At 42.4% G+C, this 19,647-nt stretch carries 17 protein-coding genes; 9 read left to right on the forward strand and 8 right to left on the reverse strand.

Going from position 1 to position 19,647, the window contains the following annotated elements; genetic code table 11:
- Positions 1–7: 7 nt before the first annotated feature.
- Positions 8–2,287: an EAL domain-containing protein gene (locus ACE1AT_RS26600; protein WP_374873871.1), complete on the reverse strand. Its 2,280-nt coding sequence runs from the start codon at positions 2,285–2,287 to the stop codon at positions 8–10.
- A 272-nt stretch (positions 2,288–2,559) separates the two neighbouring features.
- Between ACE1AT_RS26600 and ACE1AT_RS26605 the strand changes: the two genes are divergently transcribed.
- From ACE1AT_RS26605 to ACE1AT_RS26620, 4 genes are all read left to right on the forward strand, one after another.
- A complete protein-coding gene (locus tag ACE1AT_RS26605) occupies positions 2,560–3,960 on the forward strand; it encodes a DICT sensory domain-containing protein (RefSeq protein ID WP_374873982.1) in 1,401 nt (466 codons plus the stop codon).
- A 225-nt stretch (positions 3,961–4,185) separates the two neighbouring features.
- A complete protein-coding gene (locus ACE1AT_RS26610; RefSeq protein ID WP_374873873.1) occupies positions 4,186–4,824 on the forward strand; it encodes a pentapeptide repeat-containing protein in 639 nt (212 codons plus the stop codon).
- A 49-nt stretch (positions 4,825–4,873) separates the two neighbouring features.
- Complete coding sequence (locus tag ACE1AT_RS26615) at positions 4,874–5,104, forward strand: hypothetical protein (protein ID WP_374873875.1); 231 nt, start codon at positions 4,874–4,876, stop codon at positions 5,102–5,104.
- Positions 5,074–5,505: a type II toxin-antitoxin system VapC family toxin gene (locus ACE1AT_RS26620; protein ID WP_374873877.1), complete on the forward strand. Its 432-nt coding sequence runs from the start codon at positions 5,074–5,076 to the stop codon at positions 5,503–5,505. The genes ACE1AT_RS26615 and ACE1AT_RS26620 overlap by 31 nt, the downstream gene beginning before the upstream one ends.
- Before the next feature lie 216 nt (positions 5,506–5,721).
- Here the strand turns inward: ACE1AT_RS26620 and ACE1AT_RS26625 are convergent, their stop codons facing one another.
- From ACE1AT_RS26625 to ACE1AT_RS26635, 3 genes are all read right to left on the reverse strand, one after another.
- Entirely contained in the window at positions 5,722–6,555 is an 834-nt protein-coding gene (locus ACE1AT_RS26625; protein ID WP_374873879.1) for a lysostaphin resistance A-like protein, read from the reverse strand.
- Positions 6,556–6,683: 128 nt separating this feature from the next.
- A complete protein-coding gene (gene clpS / locus ACE1AT_RS26630; protein WP_016860893.1) occupies positions 6,684–6,965 on the reverse strand; it encodes an ATP-dependent Clp protease adapter ClpS in 282 nt (93 codons plus the stop codon).
- A 556-nt stretch (positions 6,966–7,521) separates the two neighbouring features.
- Entirely contained in the window at positions 7,522–7,716 is a 195-nt protein-coding gene (locus tag ACE1AT_RS26635; protein WP_016860895.1) for a hypothetical protein, read from the reverse strand.
- 443 nt (positions 7,717–8,159) lie between these two features.
- Between ACE1AT_RS26635 and ACE1AT_RS26640 the strand changes: the two genes are divergently transcribed.
- The 4 genes from ACE1AT_RS26640 (at position 8,160) to ACE1AT_RS26655 (ending at position 14,829) form a co-directional block, all read left to right on the forward strand.
- Positions 8,160–8,462, forward strand: a complete 303-nt coding sequence (locus tag ACE1AT_RS26640) for an STAS domain-containing protein (RefSeq protein ID WP_374873882.1) — start codon at positions 8,160–8,162, stop codon at positions 8,460–8,462.
- A gap of 268 nt (positions 8,463–8,730) precedes the next feature.
- Positions 8,731–11,544, forward strand: a complete 2,814-nt coding sequence (locus tag ACE1AT_RS26645; protein ID WP_374873884.1) for a TIGR03960 family B12-binding radical SAM protein — start codon at positions 8,731–8,733, stop codon at positions 11,542–11,544.
- A 563-nt stretch (positions 11,545–12,107) separates the two neighbouring features.
- Positions 12,108–14,141 carry an Rne/Rng family ribonuclease gene (locus ACE1AT_RS26650; RefSeq protein ID WP_374873886.1) on the forward strand — a complete coding sequence of 678 codons (2,034 nt, stop codon included), beginning with the start codon at positions 12,108–12,110 and terminating at the stop codon, positions 14,139–14,141.
- Positions 14,142–14,166: 25 nt separating this feature from the next.
- The gene (locus ACE1AT_RS26655; protein ID WP_374873888.1) at positions 14,167–14,829 is read left to right on the forward strand and encodes a ribonuclease HII; all 663 of its coding nucleotides are present in this window, start codon (positions 14,167–14,169) and stop codon (positions 14,827–14,829) included.
- 196 nt (positions 14,830–15,025) lie between these two features.
- Here the strand turns inward: ACE1AT_RS26655 and ACE1AT_RS26660 are convergent, their stop codons facing one another.
- The gene (locus ACE1AT_RS26660) at positions 15,026–15,619 is read right to left on the reverse strand and encodes a DUF1997 domain-containing protein (protein WP_374873890.1); all 594 of its coding nucleotides are present in this window, start codon (positions 15,617–15,619) and stop codon (positions 15,026–15,028) included.
- Positions 15,620–15,787: 168 nt separating this feature from the next.
- Between ACE1AT_RS26660 and pheA the strand changes: the two genes are divergently transcribed.
- Entirely contained in the window at positions 15,788–16,654 is an 867-nt protein-coding gene (pheA, locus tag ACE1AT_RS26665; protein WP_374873892.1) for a prephenate dehydratase, read from the forward strand.
- Between the two features lie 309 nt (positions 16,655–16,963).
- On the opposite strand, the gene ACE1AT_RS26670 is transcribed toward pheA, so the two are convergent.
- The 3 genes from ACE1AT_RS26670 to tuf all read right to left on the reverse strand — a co-directional run bounded on the left by ACE1AT_RS26670 (position 16,964) and on the right by tuf (position 19,645).
- A complete protein-coding gene (locus ACE1AT_RS26670; protein WP_016860902.1) occupies positions 16,964–17,614 on the reverse strand; it encodes an LON peptidase substrate-binding domain-containing protein in 651 nt (216 codons plus the stop codon).
- Positions 17,615–17,907: 293 nt separating this feature from the next.
- Positions 17,908–18,216, reverse strand: a complete 309-nt coding sequence (gene rpsJ / locus ACE1AT_RS26675; protein ID WP_196794878.1) for a 30S ribosomal protein S10 — start codon at positions 18,214–18,216, stop codon at positions 17,908–17,910.
- Between the two features lie 199 nt (positions 18,217–18,415).
- Positions 18,416–19,645 (reverse strand): elongation factor Tu, encoded by a 1,230-nt coding sequence (gene tuf, locus ACE1AT_RS26680; protein WP_374873894.1) that lies wholly within the window; start codon positions 19,643–19,645, stop codon positions 18,416–18,418.
- Positions 19,646–19,647: the final 2 nt, after the last annotated feature.

The raw sequence follows: 19,647 nt of genomic DNA on the forward strand, positions 1-19,647 counted from the left end.
TCTGCTTTTATCCAAAGTGCCATTCTTGATTGGTGGCGATCATCCGTTCTGCTGAGGCACAATCTAGGGGAGCAGAGAACAAGTAGCCCTGTGCAAATTCGCAATCGAGAGTTTTGAGTTGGGCAAACTGTTGCGGGGTTTCAACGCCTTCTGCGATCGCGTCGATGCCAATACTATGAGCAAGCGTGGCGATCGCCCGCACAATCTCCAAATTTTCCGCATCAATCGTCATGCGGCTGACAAAAGAGCGATCGATTTTCAAAGTGTTGATGGGAAACCGTGGTAAATAGCTGAGTGATGAATAACCCGTCCCAAAATCGTCAATGCTGAGTTGAATATTTCTGGCGCGGATACAATTCAACGTCTGAAGCACCATTTCTACATCATCAACGAGCATACTTTCCGTTAGCTCTAGTTTTAAGTACCTGCCATCCAGTCCAGTTTCTGCTAGTATGCGATCGATTCGCTCAATCAAATTCGGTTCCCGCAGTTCCTTTGCTGTCAGGTTCACAGCGATGATCAGAGTTGCTTGTTCGGGAAATACTTGGTGCCATGCGTGTAGTTGGCGGCAGGCTTCTCGTAACACCCATTTTCCCAAGCTGACAATAAATCCTGTTTCTTCAGCAACGGGAATGAATTCATTAGGCGAGATCAACCCCTGTTTGGGATGGAGCCAGCGTGCCAGAGCTTCAAATCCAACTAGCTTTCCCGTAGTTAGGGACACAATCGGTTGATAGTGTAGAACAAATTCTTGCCGCGTCAGAGCTTGGCGTAAGTCGCTCTCTATTTGGAGAAACTTGAGGGTGCGGATGTGCAAATCTTGATTGAATAGAGCATAACAAGCTCTGCCAGTTCCCTTGGCTTGGTACATTGCCAGATCGGCATCTCGCAGCAAATCAGTGGCGTTCTGGTAGATATGGGAACCAATCACGATGCCAATACTGGCGCTAGGAAAGATTGTATGCCCCTGCAAACGAAAAGGTATACGTAGGGTAGCGAGGATACGTTCTGCAATTTGAGTTGCATCTGCTGTATCGTGGATATCTTCAAGCAGAACAGTGAATTCGTCACCGCCCAGTCGTGCAACCATATCGGTGCTGCGGAGACAATGGCGCAGACGGCGGGAGATCGTCACTAAAAACCTGTCACCTGCCATGTGTCCCAGGCTATCGTTGACAATTTTGAACCGATCTAGATCGATAAACAGCACGGCAAATTGATAAGCTGTTTTCTCTTGTGCAATTTGAATGACGTACTCAAGCCGTTCCTTTAACATGGTGCGATTCGGCAACCCAGTCAACGCATCGTGTAGAGCATCATGAGCTAATCGTTCTTCAGCACGGCGGCGATCGACAATCTCGCGCTGGAGTTCCAGATTCATTTGCTGCAACACCCGATTTTGTTCCGCCAGTTGTTTATCCTGTTCGTATCTCCGCAACGCCTCCCGTACGGTTAAGCCCAGATCAGTTTCATCCCAAGGTTTTGTCATGTAGCGATAAAGATTGGCATGGTTCACCGCATTGATCACATCATCCAGGCTAGCCAGTCCCGTTAACAGAATTTTCAGCGTTTTGGGATACTGGCGATGCAGATGAATTAGAAGTTCCACACCGTCCATTTTCGGCATTGTCTGGTCACAGATGATTAGGGGAACATAAATGGGATAGTTGGCTGAAGCGGCAACATATCCTTCAGATGCGTACCCATCGGCAGTATATATCCGGCTCCAAATCGGTTTACCCGCTTTGACTGTATCGGCATACCATTCATCCGTTCGCGGATCATATTTGTTGGTATCGAGAACCTTCAGGCGATTCCCCTGATTGTCGGTTGAGTAGCTACGAGTTATGCCGTCGATGGTTTCAGTAATAAGCACATCATATCCAGAGAGCCAACGTCCTGCCCCAGCTTCTTGACCTGTTGATAGTCCGTAACCGGCATAACTTACACCCTTATAGATTTTCACTTGTTTCCAGAAAAAGCGTCCAGAGTTTTCCAGATCCTGCAAATTCAGTCTCCCTTGCGCGATCGCATCAAGATCGAACTGAAGGATTTGATGGGGGGTTGATAAGTAGGTATCCAGGTGCTGATCCACCCGATTGCTGACTTCATTACTGAGTTGAAGTGCAAGATCATTGACTGCCTTCTGTCCATTGCGAAACGAGAGATACCCCACCAAACTAGTTGCGGCAACAACCTGCAAGACAAAGGGTACGGTTAGGATGACTCCCAATGGCAACTTACCGAAGACTTTTTTCATCAAAGATGGCAGAGATTTGCCCAACATATCGTGCTTTTCGTTTAGAGGATTTCTGAGCTAGACTTTAGCCATTTGAGGGAGTAGAGAACATCTCAAAAAAATAGGGTAAGAATGGCTTGCTGGCATCGATTAGGTATGTAGCATAAGTCATGCCCAAGACAGTAAACTAAGAAAATCATAAGTGCGAATTTCAAATATAATTCAAAACTTAAAATTCTCTCCTTCCTTCGCGTCCTACCCTGCGGGAAGCCCCTCGTAGGGTGTCTAATGAGTCCTTTGCGGTTTATTTAAAAACCCCCATGTTAGAAGGTTCAATACTCCAACAGCTAGAAATTGCTCATCGCCATAGCAAAAGACCAATTAGATTCGGAGTGTACTATAAAAATACCTTAGTCGCTCTGTGTCATGCCCTAGAAGACCATATATTGAATGATGTCACCTCACCCTTGGTAATTACTGCCTTTGAACAGGGGAAATGGTATCTTCAAGAAGCCGAACGATATGCAGACATCGCCAAAAAATCCGGTCACATAGCGATCATGGCAGCCCCGGATACTGGCTGGACAGAACATCCTACTAGTCAATTACCTAATGTCAACTTAGTTGCTTTAGATCCAGCTGATCCAGTGGCTCAGGAATGGCACTTGATTATCCTATCACCCAAATACACAGCAATGGTAATTTGTCAAGAATTATCAGAGACTGACTATGGTGCTTCTGGATTGCCTGCGTCAGACTTAGAACGTAAATTTTACGGCTTGTGGACATTTGAACCAGAATTAGTCAAAGAAACAGCCACATTGGCGATCGCTCACATTCAACGCTACAACCCAGAATTAGCAGCAAAACTCACTGCCTATCAAGATGCAATTCAGCCTAGCTTGGCTACACCTGAAGAATTGAGTGCGGTAGTTTCCCGCGTCGTTGATTACCTCCAAACCGGACAAGAAAACATATCTGTTCCCAGCAACATCAGCCACCAAGCCCTAGATACTAACTTAGTTTCCAATGAAATCCAGGCATTTTTACGGATGGCGCAAATTATAGATGCTGCTGATATTACCAATCCCATGGTAGCAGCAGAAGTTGTAACACTGGTAGAAACAATGGGACAACTTTTAGATTTGCCTGCATGGCAAATCAAAAGATTGCGCCTGGCTGGATTGCTACACCGTTTAGATCCATTGCAAAGAGTCGAAAGCGTACTGACTCCTGGTACAACTACTTATTACCAAGAAGATGCACCCAGTTGTCCTTTAACTTGTCCTCTTGTACCAGGAGCGCAGGTACTGCGAACTATGCCACGACTACGAGCGGTAGCACAAATTATTACTCACCAAACCGAGTATTGGGATGGAACTGGTGAACCTGCGGGATTAGCTGGTGATGAAATTCCTCTAGAATCAAGAATTTTGGCACTGATGGTTGAATTTCAGTGGCGAGTGCATCAAAAACAATCATCTCAATTGAGTCGTGAAGAAATCATTAATCAAGCTTTAGAAGAATGCAGACAACAATCACGACGCTTTGATCCAAAACTGATAGATACCTTGACACTATTAGTCATGGGTTTGCAACAAGGACTAGAGTTACCCATAATTACACCCAAACTCAGCGTTGGTATGTGGTTATTGGATTATCGACTCGATAGTGGAACCAAGACTAGTGTGGAAAGAAATCAAAATTTACGTATACAATAAGTTTTTTTTTCTTAACTAGCACTTACGCAAAAATTTTTTGAAACTCTTATTTCTTTGCGTGCTACTCTGCGAGAAGCCGCTTGTGCGTCTAATGCGCCCTTTGTGGTTAGTTTTTTCATAATTTTGCGTAAGTTCTGCTGGTATTTTTTGTCGCTTAGTTGTTAAATATTTTGTTAACTAATCACAAAGGACACAAAGATCACAAAGAGATTTTTTGTAGGTTTTATGAATATAGAAGCTATTAAATCAGGAAAAGTTAAGCACTTAGCAGGAGCTAATTTAGAAGATGAAGATTTATCAAATTTGGATTTAAACCGCATTAATTTTGCTGGTGCTACTCTTGTGGGTACAAATTTCACTGCTTCTAAACTTGAAGGTGGGCATTTGGAAGGTGCTAATTTGATGGGAGCAAATCTACAAGCAGCTGATTTGCGGGCGAATTTGATGGGCGCGAACTTGATGCAAGCAGATTTGACAGGTGCTGACTTAAGGGGTAGCAATTTACGTGGTGCTAATTTAATGGGGGCGAGACTGAGTGAAGTGTCTTTTGCTGGTGCTTTCTTGAGTGGTGCAAATTTGATGAATGTCAATTTACAAGGGGTTGACTTGCGGGGTGCTGACTTGCGAGGAGCCAACCTGACAGGGGCGAATCTCAAAGGCGCAGACTTAAGCCGTGCAGATTTGCAAGGAGCGTTGTTGAGTGAAGCAAACTTAGAAGAAGCAGATATGAGAGAGGCTAATCTGTCAGGGGCAAATTTGACAAGTGCAAATTTACTGTGTGCAGAGTTAGAAGGAGCGAATTTAAATGGAGTAAATTTAGATCGGGCTTGTTTGGTAGGGACAATGGCTGAAATGATTTCGTAAGGATTTTTGCGATTGTTAGAATTTTGGCAGGTAAAGCAGGTGAAAATTTGTGAGTTTACAAGAAGTTGTTAAGTTAGCAAAGCAGCTTTCAAGCGTCGATAAGGTGCGTTTAATTCAGCAAATTACTTCTGATATAGAACGCGAGTTAATGGACAAACCGCCTATCCCTCGTAAGTCATTATGGGGTTTATGTGCTGATTTGGGGAAAGCACCTTCCGCAGAGGAAATTGAAACAATCCGCAGTGAAGAATGGGTGAACTTCCCACGGGAGGACATTTAATGCTGCGTGCTGTAGCTGATACTCACACAGTTATCTGGTATATTTTTGCTGATCCGCGACTTTCCACAACAGCAAAAGATGCGATCGCCCAAATAGCAACTGATGGTGATCAAGTAGCCTTGTCCTCGATTACCCTAGCTGAGATTGTTTACTTGAGCGAGAAAGGACGTATTCCATCCTTGACGCTTGAACGCCTGCTAGCAGCTATTGACGCAAGCGACGCTGTTTTTACTGAAATCCCTTTTGATAAAAACATAGCTCAAGCTTTGCGCTTAGTTGATCGTACACAAGTACCAGATTTACCTGACCGTATTATCGCTGCTACAGGCTTATACTTAGGAACACCAGTAATTAGTAGAGATAGCAAAATTAAACTATCTAGTGTAAAAACTATTTGGTGAAAAAGCAGATTGCTGGCGGTGAATTGAAATCAGAAGTTTTTGGTGAGAACAATTTCTGAATATAAGTTTGTAAGGTATGTTTTTAAACTTTCTTTGAATTCTTCCAATCTTCTCTTTCAATCTCCAACATGTTCTCCTCTACCCACTCATTATGCTTTTGAAAACCATGAGCAATATAGCGAACAAACTTCATCCATCTTAAAGTGTTAATCCAAGTTAAGAATAACTTATTTTTAATTGTCTTCCCCTTATCCACAATGCCAACACGCCCATCAATATTAATCCCATTAATCCCATCAAAGGATTTTTATTTACCCCTGTCACCCAATCAGGAACCCGATTCGTATATTCAATTAATCCGCCAATATTAACGATGTAATAACACCAAACTATACCCATATGTAAACCAATAGGTAATCCCAAACGCCCCCGTCGCCAGCGCTTTCCCCATACCTGCGTCAATCCCAGCAGCACTAAAGCCGGAAGTTGTGGCAATGTGTGAATAATTGCTTCCAAAGGCTTAATAAAATGCGATACCCCATAAATTATTGCACTTGCCCAAAGTGCCACACAAGGAGAATAATCTCGCTGCAATTCATCTAACAACCAGCCTCGAAATAACAATTCTTCGGCAAACCCAATACCCAAACCTGTAAGAGAACCTTCTAATACTATTTTTAATAAAAAAACTTTGGGTTGTTGCCACACCAAAAACCCAAACAACCCTTCTATACCAAATAAAATCAAAACGCTAATTAATCCTATCGCTAAACCCTGTAGTAAATCTACGCCGTTTAATCGCGTAAACTGTAAACCGTAGTGCTGGAAAATTTGAGGTTGTTTATAAACTTGCTTACCCCATATTCTGAGTAGAAAAATCAATTCTATATACAGTAGTGATATTGTTAAAATAGTTACTAAATTACTATCAGGTACTAATAAATATACTGGTATGGCAAAAGGCAACCACAGCACTAATAAAATTAGAATAAAACAACCCAGCCTGATAAACACAGAACGCTGGGCTAAAAGAGCAAGGTTTATTTTCATACCAAATTGGCTAGACTTTTAAGAATTTCAGCTAGTTTATCAAAAATGTTCTCACTTATAGACCAACTTGGTTTGAAAATTTGTGAGTGAGTGAACTGCTCATTGATCACTGATAACTGTTTACTGATTTATTCTTCTGGTTCAATTGTACTAATCAAACCATGATTTTTTAAAGTCTCACAATAAAACTCAGCAGGCTCCTGAGCACAAGTAATGACTAAAGCAATACCATTGCTATGGGCTTCCATCATGATGCTAACAGCCTGTGGTTGAGTAAGGCTGGGTACCGTAGTTAATAGAACCTGCACCACATACTCCATAGTGTTGTAGTCGTCGTTATGGAGCAAAACGCGATATTGAGGCGCTAGTTTTCTGGAAGTTGAAGGCTTCTGTTTGGTTTCGACTGACACGGCTGCTTGCTCTGCTGGTAATTTACTACAACAAGTTTTTTCTAGAGGTTGCTTACTAGAGTTAGCTTTACAGTTACTTATGAATTATTGTATAGCACCAAAAAGGTTGTTGGTCATTTGTCATTGATCAATTGACTCTTGACAATTGTCAAGAGTCAATGGGCATTGGGCATTGGAAAGAATTTTGGATTTTGGATTTGCGATGCGTGGATTTCAATCTAAAATCCAAAATCTAAAAAGCAGCTACTTCATCAGTTTATTGATGAAGTTTGGTAAGGCTATAAGAAAGAATCTACAGGCTAGTAGTCCACCGCACCAAACTTGCTAGGTAATACGAGGTTCGTAGTCAGGACTTTAGTCCTCTTTTATCGCTAATTTAAGTGCTGGAACCGCTTACTACAAACTCCGCATAATTTGTATTACGGACTACCAGTATTACTAATACCAAGTTATAAATTATACTAAAAAAATTGTGTTACAAAATTGTTCAGCTTGATTAACTGTGCTATTTATATTTTATTTCGTATCATAAATAACCTAAGAGGTAAGTATTAATTTAGATATTGGGAACTAATTGAATTCGACCAGCATCCATTTCTGCCATTAATAATTCCAAGGCTTCATAATCAATGTCAGAGATATAACCCATTTGTGTTAATTCTGAGTTAATTTCATTTTCTATTTCAGGAGTTAATTTTTTAATCAAAAGGGCTTTTTCTACTAGTTGACGAATGATATATCTAGTTTTCATACCTAATTAACCAACTAATTTTCTTTATATAGTTATTATCCCAGTCACAATTTTGTATAAAATGTGATCTGGTACTTGTGCTAATAGTGATCTGAATCACAAGTTATGAGTGATTTGATTTGCGATCGCCTCCTCTATCTATGACATGGTTGAAGTGAAGTCAGGATATAGATCATTGCCTTAGTGTTTGCATTCACCAACTTTAGTCATAACTAACTAAAAACTAGTTGGTATGGCAAGCAATATATTTAATCTTTATTGTAACAAAAGTATACTTAAATACATTTTTCTGTGTTTCTGACAATCTTTAAATAGATATAGCAAAGCAATAAAGATTCGGCTAAGAGAAGTAATACGCATGGTCGATGTAAGCAGAAAGAGTATATGGTCAAATACATCTATCTTTCATTATTGAAAAACTTTACATTTAGTAGGATGCTACTATGCAAGCGCTGCTTAAAAATCCCACAATTACGGTGATTCGTCCTCAAGGTAGTTTAAATGCTGCTAATGCTCTAAAATTTCAACAAGATTTAACAAAAGCACTGGCACAAAACACGAATAATCAATTACTAGTAGATTTGGAGCAAGTAGAAGCATTAGATAGTGCTGGTTTAATGGCGCTAGTGTCTGCACTCAAATTTGCTCAAGACTTAGGAAGGCAATTTAGCCTTTGCTCGGTTTCCCCATCTATCAGAATTGTTTTTGAACTGACCCAACTTGATCAAGTTTTTGAAATATCTTAGGACTTAAGTTAAGTCAGCACAAATGTAGAGATGCTTCAAACAGCGCGTCTCTACTAGTTGGGGTCGTCATTTGTCATTGGCAAGGATTTAGTGCATGTTTACTTTTCGTAACATAGTTAGATTTATTCCCGCCGAATTATGCCAGCTTGGAGTTGATTAACATCAAAAAATTTTGAAACACTAATTAACACTCTGAAACTGCCTAATCAATGCTAATGTTGGAGGTGAGTAAGAGTCATTTATTTGAAATCGCTAGAAAAATAGCACAGTGGCTATTGCAGTAGAAAAATTAATCACCTCGGATATCGTCAAACCAGCTCGTTACCTGGGTAATGAACGTCTAGCCATACACAAGCCGTGGGAAACGGCAGTGATTCGCTGGGTGTTAACTTATCCCGAAGTATACGAAGTCGGAGCCTCTAACCTGGGGCATGTCATTCTCTATAACATCTTGAATGCCCAACCACGCCAGTTGTGCGATCGCGCTTACTTACCAAATCCAGACCTATCAGCTAAACTACGGGCAACCAAGACACCGTTATTTGCTGTTGAATCAAAGCGATCGCTTACAGAATTTGATATTTTGGGCTTTAGCCTCAGTTATGAACTTGGCGCCACCAACATTTTAGAAATGTTGGACTTGGCTGGTATTCCCTTGACTTGGAAAGAAAGAAATGAAGGGACAAGGGGACAAGGAGGACAAGGAGGACAAGGGAGCATTTCTTCCTATCCTTTAATTTTTGCTGGTGGGCAAACGGCGACATCTAACCCAGAACCCTACGCTGATTTCTTTGACTTTTTTGCCTTGGGCGATGGTGAAGAACTTCTGCCAGAAATTGGTTTAGTTTTAGAAGAAGGTAAACAAGCAGGTTTAAGTCGTCAAGAACTTTTGCTAGACTTGGCACAAATACCGGGTGTATACGTTCCTCAGTTTTATGATCTGGCTACGGATGGATCTGTCCATCCCAATCATCCAGATGTACCCAAGCGAATTTTACGGCGAGTGGCTACGCCCATTCCTGCCTATTCGATTGGGTTGGTTCCTTACGTTGAGACAGTCCATGATCGTTTGACGATTGAAATTCGACGTGGTTGCACTCGCGGTTGTCGCTTTTGTCAACCAGGAATGCTAACTCGACCAGCGCGAGATGTGGAACCAGAAAAGGTGGTGACGGCAATTGAGAAAGGAATGCGGGAAACTGGCTACAATGAGTTTTCTTTGCTTTCTCTGAGCTGTTCTGATTATTTGTCCCTCCCAGCAGTAGGGATGGAAATCAAAAACCGTCTCAAAAATGATAATATTTCTCTTTCCCTACCGAGCCAAAGGGTAGACAGATTTGATGAAAATATTGCTAACATCCTGGGTGGAATGCGGCAAAGTGGTTTAACCTTTGCTCCAGAGGCGGGAACCCAGCGAATGCGAGATATTGTTAATAAGGGTTTAACCAATGAAGAGTTATTACGGGGTGTAAAAACAGCTTGGGAACAAGGCTGGGATAAGATTAAGTTATATTTCATGATTGGTTTGCCTGGTGAAACCGATTCAGATGTTTTGGGTATTGCAGAAACAGTGCGTTGGTTACAACGGGAATGTCGAGCCAAAGGTAGAAAACCACTGGCGTTCAATTTGACGATTTCTAACTTTACCCCCAAGCCCCATACCCCATTTCAATGGCACTCCGTTGCAACAGCTGAGTTTGGACGCAAGCAAAAGTTGCTGCAACAAGAATTTCGCCGCATCAAAGGAGTGAAGGTAAACTTTACTGATGTGCGGCTATCGGCGATGGAAGATTTTATCGGTAGGGGCGATCGCTCTCTCGGTCAAGTTTTGCGTCGAGCCTGGGAATTAGGCGCAGGAATGGATTCTTGGTATGACAGCATTGAGCGTGCATACAATGCTTGGGGAGTGGCGATCGCTGAAGCTGGCCTGAGTTGGAAATATCGCCAAGTTGAGAATGGCGAGTGGAATTTGTTTGGCACAGAGGAGATAAGGGGACAGGGAGGACAAGGGGGACAAGGAGGACAAAGGGGACAAGGGGGACAAGGAGGACAAGGGGGACAAGGAGGACAGGAGGGAGGAGAAGAAATTGTTTCCTTGTCTTCTCACACTTCCCACACTTCCCACACTTCCCACACTTCCCCCACTTCCCCCACTCCCCACACTTCCCCACTCCCCCCTTCCCTCGACAAACCCCTTCCGTGGGATCACATCGACACGGGTATCGATAAAAAGTGGCTGCAAGAAGACTTAAAACGTGCCTTAGAAGCTGCGATCGTTCCTGACTGCTCTTTTGATGGTTGCTCTCACTGTGGTGTCTGCGGCACAGACTTTGGTCATAACATTGTCATTCTCCCACCATCAATCCCAGAATTTGCAGGACAGTTTGTACCAAATACTACTAAAATTCAGAGATTACGGGTATGGTTTGGGAAACAGGGTGATATGGCTTTGGTCAGCCATCTAGATATGATGCGCTTGTTTGACCGAGCCATGCGACGAGCCGCATTGCCAATTGCTTTTACTGGTGGGTATCATCCGTCACCACGAATCTCCGTGGCTTCGGCTTTGCCTCTAGGAGCTACCAGTAGCGGTGAAATAGTCGATTTTGAGTTTACTCAGCTACTGGATCTGAATGTTTTTCGAGAAAAATTGGCGCAGGTACTGCCCAGTGACATACCTATATATGATGTGGTAGAGCTAGATTTAAAAGCTCCTGCTGCTACCCAAGGCTTAGAGGCTGCCGAGTATATACTCACTATTGCTGTACCAGATTCATCAACATTTACACAATGGCAAGAGTGGTTGGATACAATTAAACAAAAAAGTGAGATTTGGTACGAGCAAACAACAAAGTCAGGTAAAACTAATTTCGTAAATCTGCGCGATCGCTTGTTTGAAATTGAATTAGTGGAAACTACTAATCCGGTGACATCCGCATTTAGTTTGCATTATCTAGGTAGTTGTCGTCCAGATGGTACACTGTTGCGTCCAGAACAAGTTCTGTTTATGCTAGAACAAGTGGCAGGCATAGAATTCCAGCTACTGCAAATCCACCGCCATCGTTTGGTTTTGCAGGATTAGTTAATTGCTTGAGGGCAACTTGCGATTGAGCTGCTTCTCAATTTTGGCTATGGGGAATTGATTTTTAACAAGGTTGCGTTAGAATGATATGAAGAGAATTTTTCTGGCGCTGCATTGAGTTATTTGGTTCACAATCCTGGTACTGAGGGTTTAAAAGCAGAGATTTAGAGAGCGACATCTAGGATTTTATCCCAGACTTCCACCAGGCAGATTCAAGAACACTCTCTCTTGATGGTTATCTTGTGAATCAGTGACTAAATAAAAGGCTTCGTCGGCTTCTCTAAACTTTATGATTTTTAACACACATGCTGAATGCCTAATTCTTAGAGAATGAGGGCGTTGCATCAAAAATTAACCATGGACGGGTGATTAAATTGCTTAAATAATATGCAGCCGTTCTGGAATAATCGAGCGTGTAAACGCATTTCTCCAGTCAATAGCTCTTTAAGTGTGGGCTTGAGTTCGCAGTTTTTACTAACAGCAGCGCCTGTTTGGGCTTGCAGGGGCAATAGGGACAACATACCCCCAAGTCTATTTTTGCTGCCAAATTTTGAGGAAATTGAATGCCGAAACAAATTATTATCGCGGAGCAGCATCAAATAGCTGCCGTATTTTCTGAAGATCAAATACAAGAATTAGTTGTTGCTACAGGTCATCACCAAATTGGTGATATCTACTTAGGAGTAGTAGAAAATGTATTACCTGGGATAGATGCTGCTTTCGTCAATATCGGTGATCCAGAACGTAACGGATTTATTCATGTTACAGACTTAGGCCCATTACGACTCAAGCGTACAGCAGCAGCGATCACGGAATTGCTTGCACCACAACAAAAAGTATTGGTGCAAGTAATGAAAGAGCCAACAGGAACAAAAGGACCAAGGCTTACAGGTAACATTACTTTACCGGGACGTTATGTTGTACTCATGCCCTACGGACGGGGTGTAAATTTATCCCGGCGAATAAAAAATGAAAATGAGCGTAACCGCTTACGAGCATTAGCAATTTTGATTAAACCTGCGGGGATGGGTTTGTTGGTTCGCACAGAAGCAGAAGGTAAACCCGAAGAAGCAATCATTGAGGATTTAGAAAACCTGCAAAAACAATGGGAAGCGATTCAGCAAGAAGCAGTTTCTACCCGCGCACCTGCACTACTCAACCGGGACGATGACTTTATCCAGCGTGTACTACGAGACATGTACGGTGCGGATGTCAACCGAATCGTTGTAGACTCCAGTACTGGCTTAAAACGGGTAAAACAGTATTTGCAAAACTGGAGTGGTGGACAAGTACCACAAGGATTATTGATCGACCACCACCGCGATCGCGCAGCGATTTTAGAATACTTCCGGATCAATGCTGCGATTAAAGAAGCTCTGAAACCCAGAGTAGATTTACCTTCTGGTGGCTACATTATTATCCAGCCCACTGAAGCATTAACGGTGATCGATGTCAACTCTGGTTCATTTACGCGATCGGCAACAGCCAGAGAAACAGTTTTATGGACAAACTGTGAAGCAGCTACAGAAATTGCTCGTCAGCTGCGTTTACGGAATATAGCTGGTGTGATTGTTGTTGATTTCATTGATATGGAAACACGGCGTGATCAACAGCATGTCCTTGAACACTTTAACAAAGCCCTAAAATCAGACAAAGCCCGTCCTCAGATTGCTCAATTAACGGAACTGGGTCTAGTAGAACTCACCCGTAAGCGCCAAGGTCAAAACATTTACGAATTGTTTAGTGAATCTTGTCAAACCTGTGGTGGTTTAGGGCATGTTGTGCATTTACCTGGAGAAACTGAAAGCCGTTCCATCGCACCACCACCCGAATTACCAGAACGCTTTGTATCTTTACCTCACAGAGAACCCCGTCTGCCATCTCCTCGCTTGAGTGAACCACGGGAAAGCTACGATGGATTTGGGGAAGGATACGAACACGAGAGCGATCTAAGTGGATTGAATCTATCCAATCATCCCAGCTATCAAGAAATTAGTGACAACAAAAGACGTCGCCGTCGTCGCATCGGACTAAATGGCGGTAACGGTAAAGAAGAGCCACGCATCAATGTTAATCCCTTATCACTGGTGAATGACCCAGATATGGACATTGATGGAGAGGGAGAATTAGTAGAGACTTCTGAGCTACCCATACCCAATATTAGTAAACCAGGTTGGGTAGAAAGAGGAGAACGGGCTAAAATCTCAAGACCAGAGATAGTCAAACCAGTGGTAGAACCACCAGAGATTGTGACTGTGGAAATGACACCACCGGAACAAGATGTGTACGCTTTGATGGGAGTTTCACCATTGGTGAAATTGAACCGAGAAGTCAGAAATCCCAAGTCTGTAATCATTAACGTTACTCTCCCCGGTCAAATTGCTACACAAACAGAAACAGCCCCGGAAATTACTCAAACAGCAACTAGTACCATAGAAAGTCCGATACAAACAGAACCATTGTCATCAGTTGTAACTGAAACTGCGGATTCGTCCATGATGGCAGATGAAACAGAAGCCACTACTAGTACTGCTATTCGTCGTCGTCGCCGTCGTTCTTCCGCTTTGGAGACAGATCCATCAACAGCTGACAGCTAAAGCTAAAAGTTAAAGACTTTAAAATATGGTCATGAGCAAGCCAGATACCGCTTCTGTTGATTCGTCAACACTTCAACAGCAAGCGAGTTGGCTGGAATTTTCCGCTTTTTCAGACATCTGTGGACTAGTTGCAGGCGTCGATGAAGTCGGGCGGGGCTGTTTGTTTGGGCCGGTAGTAGCTGCTGCTGTGATACTACCAAATGATGCTCTGCCTGCATTGATGGCAGCAAAAATCAAAGATAGTAAAAAGTTGTCTAGCTCTCGTAGGAGCCAGCTAGCCCAACATATCCAGAGTGTTGCAATCGACTACAAAATAGGCTTTGCTTCAGTTGGAGAAATTGATCAAATAAATATTTTGCAGGCTACACTTTTAGCGATGAAGCGAGCAGTATTAAAGCTAAAGGTGCAGCCTACACTCTGCTTGATTGATGGTAAGCAATCAATTCAAGATTTGCTACTCTTGCAACAAACAATAGTCAAGGGAGACGAGCGCTCGCTCGCGATTGCTGCTGCTAGCATTATTGCCAAAGTGTGGCGAGATGACTTAATTGTCAGGCTTGCCTCTAAATATCCCATGTACGACTTGGAGCATAATAAGGGTTATGGAAGTCCAAAGCATTTAATAGCACTGCAAAAATACGGGGCTTCACCTTTACATCGCAAGTCTTTTCGTCCTTGCCAAATTTGATTGACGCCTCTGAAGATGCGGAGAAGGAGAGACGCGGTGACGCGGAGAATATTTGCTCTCAATTCCCTCATGTCTCCCTTGTCACCCGTGTCCCCCGTGTCACCCGTGTCCCCCGTGTCCCCCTTGTCCTCCTTGTCCTCCTTGTCCCCCGTGTCACCCGTCACCGCGTCCCCTTCCCCGTCAATCTCAACGATGATTACTCAATATTCAAGATTGGTAAGTCTGGATTTTGCTCATCGCTACTAAGCTTTCCTTCTTGAGTTTGCAATATTACCCAGCGACGATAATCTACTATTAATTGATGTAACAATCTTTGCTTAATTGTTAAAAGTACGCTTTTCAATAAACCATTGCCAGTGGTTTCTAAGATTGGTTTGGGCGTAAAGGAAAATGGCGGTGGTAACTCTACCTCTACTTCTAAATCCGCTCTACCTTGTAAACGAGTGCCAGTCTTGAATTGCGATGGTGATAAATGCCCTTTTAAATTTAGATTGAAGCGCTGGTTAATGTACTCAATGCCAAGGATTTCACAACCTTGCGATCGCAAGTGAATTTTGCCATTAGATTCTGCCCAAACTTTCATGTCTACGGTAGGCTGAATGCTTAGTGACATAAAACTAAGGGGACGCATTTTTAAACGAAAAATATCATCAGCTAACGGCTGAATTCGATTCGGATCTACTAATGCATAAACCAGACGTTGAGGCTGACGCAAATAGTGCTGAATGGGAATAGGCTGTTGTGGAACAGCAATTTCTACCGACTGGAAGGCGGTAAACTTGGTAGACATGCGTTCGTCAAAATAATTGTTTTATAATTCTATTATTTTTTAATTTTTGGAGTTTTTGAGAAAAAATGATAGTCAGAAGGCTAAAATTTTTTTGGATACTATATTTACTAAAAATATTGACTAAAAATTTTCTTTTTTTAAACAAACTTACACTTTGAACAAAATCCCATGACTTTATCGATCGCACATTTAGGCCCACCTGGTACTTATGCAGAACAAGCAGCTATTTTATACGTAAATTGGTTGAGCCAAAATCAAGGACTTCAAGCTACCTTATGTCCTTATCCTAGCATTGCCCAAACACTCCGAGCTGTTGCCCAATCTCAGGTAAACCTAGCTGTCGTACCTGTGGAAAATTCGATTGAGGGTAGTGTGACAATGACTATGGATACCCTATGGCAACTGGATAATTTACAAATTCAGATGGCTTTGGTAATGCCAATTGTTCATACGTTAATTTCCTGCGCTGATAGCATAGAGAGCATTAAAACAGTTTATTCTCATCCCCAAGCTTTAGCGCAATGCCAAAAATGGTTAGAGCAATTTCTACCCAATGTACAATTAATTCCTGCTAATTCTACAACCGAGGCATTGCAGATACTCAAGCGAGATTTAACAGTAGCGACTATCTCATCTGAGCGAGCAGCACAACTTTATAATTTACCTGTATTAGTTAATGGTATCAATGATCACCCAGAAAACTGTACTCGTTTTTGGGTGATCAGTCAGGCTGATATGCCTAATAACTATCAAAAATCTTCTCTTAAAGTCAGTCACACCTCCCTAGCTTTTAGCGTTGGTGCTAATTTACCAGGAGCGTTGGTTAAGCCACTACAAATATTTGCTCAATTAAATATTAACCTTAGCCGGATTGAGTCTCGTCCTACGAAGCGATCGCTAGGGGAATACTTATTTTTTATCGATGCGGAAGCAGACACGTCTCAAATCCAAATGCAATCTGCCTTACAAGAATTAACTGCATACACAGAAATACTAAAAATTTTTGGTAGTTATGGTGTTTTGCCTATGGGATAGGGGATAGGGGATTGGGGATTGGGGATTGGACATTGGGCATAGTAATATACCAATTACCAATTACCAATTACCAATTACCAATTACCAATTAAGTAGGTTGCCGGGAATAAACATAACTGATACCATTTCACGTTAATTGCGATACACATAAATAATGTAGAGACGTGCCATGGCACGTCTCTACAAAAAAATATGTTTCACTTACCAATTACAAATGACCAATGACCAATGACCAATGACAAATGACGACCTCAACGTGTAGAGAGGCGAGGAATATCGCGTCTCTAAATTTGTACTAACTTAATGAATTTACAACTTCTGATTAAAAGTATCTTTGAGAACAGTACGAGCCGCTAAATGATTGCGAGTAGAAGTCAAAATTTCTGTTTCCCGTTCTAAACGAGCAACAGTGTCTTGCATTTCTAGCAACGCTTGCTGTTCTAAAGCAACACCATAAAGATTGCTGGCTACCCAATAAGAAAGTTCTAAAGGCAAATCAGGTAAATCTTCTGGGAGTTCAATTTGTTGTTCAGTTAACTTGGCTGAGAGGCGAACAACATCTTTTAGTAGCTGAGATAACTCGTTAGCCAAAGGACGTAAATCTTTGGTGGGTGGATGATCTTCAATCCATTCAACTAAACCAACAGGATAGGGTTTCTCACGTACATACTCTAAAACACGAAATCTTTGCTGTCCCAAAGTCAACATTTTCATCCGATCATCCGGTAAACGTTGATAATGAACAATTTCGGCACAGCAACCTACATTAGCGATCGCACCTTTTGCCGGATCAACCATTAATACACCAAACCTGCGATCGCTTTCCAGAATCGTGTTCATCATGATTCTGTAGCGAAATTCAAAGATGTGCAAGGGCAATTGCTTTGTAGGGAACAAAACTACTTCTGACAACGGGAACAGAGGTAGTTCACGAACGGCAATTTTAGAAGAGGATGTCATTTTTACCTTGTTAGAACTTTGGTATAAGTTTTATCTGATAATTCTCTTTAAAATTTTTTTATTTTTTGCTTTTGCCGTACTATGTCTACATTCTAGCATCTGTTTCCCAGCAAATAAAAAGCCCTGAAGATATATCTTTCAGGGCAAGGTAAATATTTGCACAAGAGTCAATTGTCAATGGTCAATTATTAATAGTGAAAAACTCAACTCTGGACTATTGACTATTGTACAGACGCGTAGACGCTCGTAAGAGCGGCTTCAAGGTAAGAGTATAATCGCGTCTAATGACTAATTTATAGTTTTACTTCAATATCCACGCCTGAAGGCAGATCCAGTTTCATCAAAGCATCAATAGTTTTAGAAGAAGGCTGGTAAATATCAATAATGCGGCGATGGGTACGGGTTTCAAAGTGTTCTCGTGAATCTTTATCCACGTGTGGCGATCGCAGCACACAGTAGATCCGGCGTTTTGTCGGTAGGGGAATTGGGCCAATCGCTGTAGCGTTAGTACGATTTGCAGTATCTACAATCTTCTCGCAAGATGTATCTAGTAAGCGACGGTCAAATGCCTGTAAGCGAATTCTAATCTTTTGCTGCTGCAAAGTAGCCATTTTCGGTTGTCCTGGTTCTGATGAGTTGTAATTAGGGGTATAGGGGTATGAGGGTGTGGGGTGTAGGTGAGTAGGGCAATTATTTTCCCCTAAACCCTTACTCCCTTACACCCTTAAGTATTGGGGAATATAAAAGAGCAGAGAGGAATTATACCACCTCTGCTCCTTGTTTAATCAAGATAAACAGATGCTATTTGACGATTTTGGAAACGACACCAGCACCGATTGTACGACCACCTTCACGGATAGCGAAGCGCATTCCTTGTTCAATAGCGATCGCGTTGATCAGTTCTACTGTCATCTTGATCCGGTCTCCGGGCATAACCATTTCTGCGGCGCTACCGTCATCGGAGGTAAAGGTTTTGATAGTACCGGTTACGTCGGTTGTCCGTACGTAGAATTGAGGGCGATATCCTGCGAAGAAAGGAGTTTTACGACCGCCTTCTTTCTCAGTCAGAACGTACACTTCTCCTTCAAATTGAGTATGAGGAGTGATAGAACCAGGTTTGGCAATTACCATACCCCGTTCAATATCAGCTTTTTGGACACCGCGCAACAGTATACCGGCGTTATCCCCAGCCATACCTTCTTCGAGACTCTTCTTGAACATCTCGATCCCGGTAACAGTGGTGGCACGAGTATCTTTGATACCAACTAGCTCTACGTTATCGCCGATCTTGACTTTACCCCGTTCAATACGTCCGGTAGCTACTGTACCACGACCTGTGATCGAGAACACGTCTTCTACAGCCATCAGGAAGGGCTTATCAATATCCCGCTCTGGTGTGGGAATGTAAGCATCTACAGCATCCATCAAGTCGTAGATTTTGTCTACCCACTTATCTTCACCCTTTTGTGTCTTGGGGTTAGCGGTCATTTTTTCCAGCGCTTGCAGACCAGAACCTTTGATTACTGGGATGTCGTCACCAGGGAAATCATAGCTGGAAAGTAGTTCACGAACTTCCAACTCTACTAGTTCCAACAATTCTTCATCATCCACCATGTCTTCTTTATTTAAGAAGACAACTAGGTTGGGTACACCCACCTGGCGTGCTAGTAGAATGTGTTCACGGGTTTGGGGCATCGGACCATCCGCAGCCGAAACCACCAGGATCGCACCATCCATTTGCGCTGCACCAGTGATCATGTTCTTCACATAGTCAGCGTGTCCAGGACAGTCTACGTGAGCATAGTGACGGTTTTCTGTCTCATACTCAACGTGAGCGGTATTAATAGTAATACCCCGTGCTTTTTCTTCAGGTGCGTTATCGATTTGATCGTAACCTTTACCGGTAGCCTTACCGATCGCAGCCAAAGTCATGGTAATAGCTGCTGTTAATGTGGTTTTACCGTGGTCAACGTGGCCAATAGTGCCGATATTAACGTGGGGTTTAGTCCTTTCAAACTTTGCGCGTGCCATGA

The organism is Pelatocladus sp. BLCC-F211 (genome assembly GCF_041928655.1).
Classification (GTDB): Bacteria; Cyanobacteriota; Cyanobacteriia; order Cyanobacteriales; family Nostocaceae; genus Pelatocladus.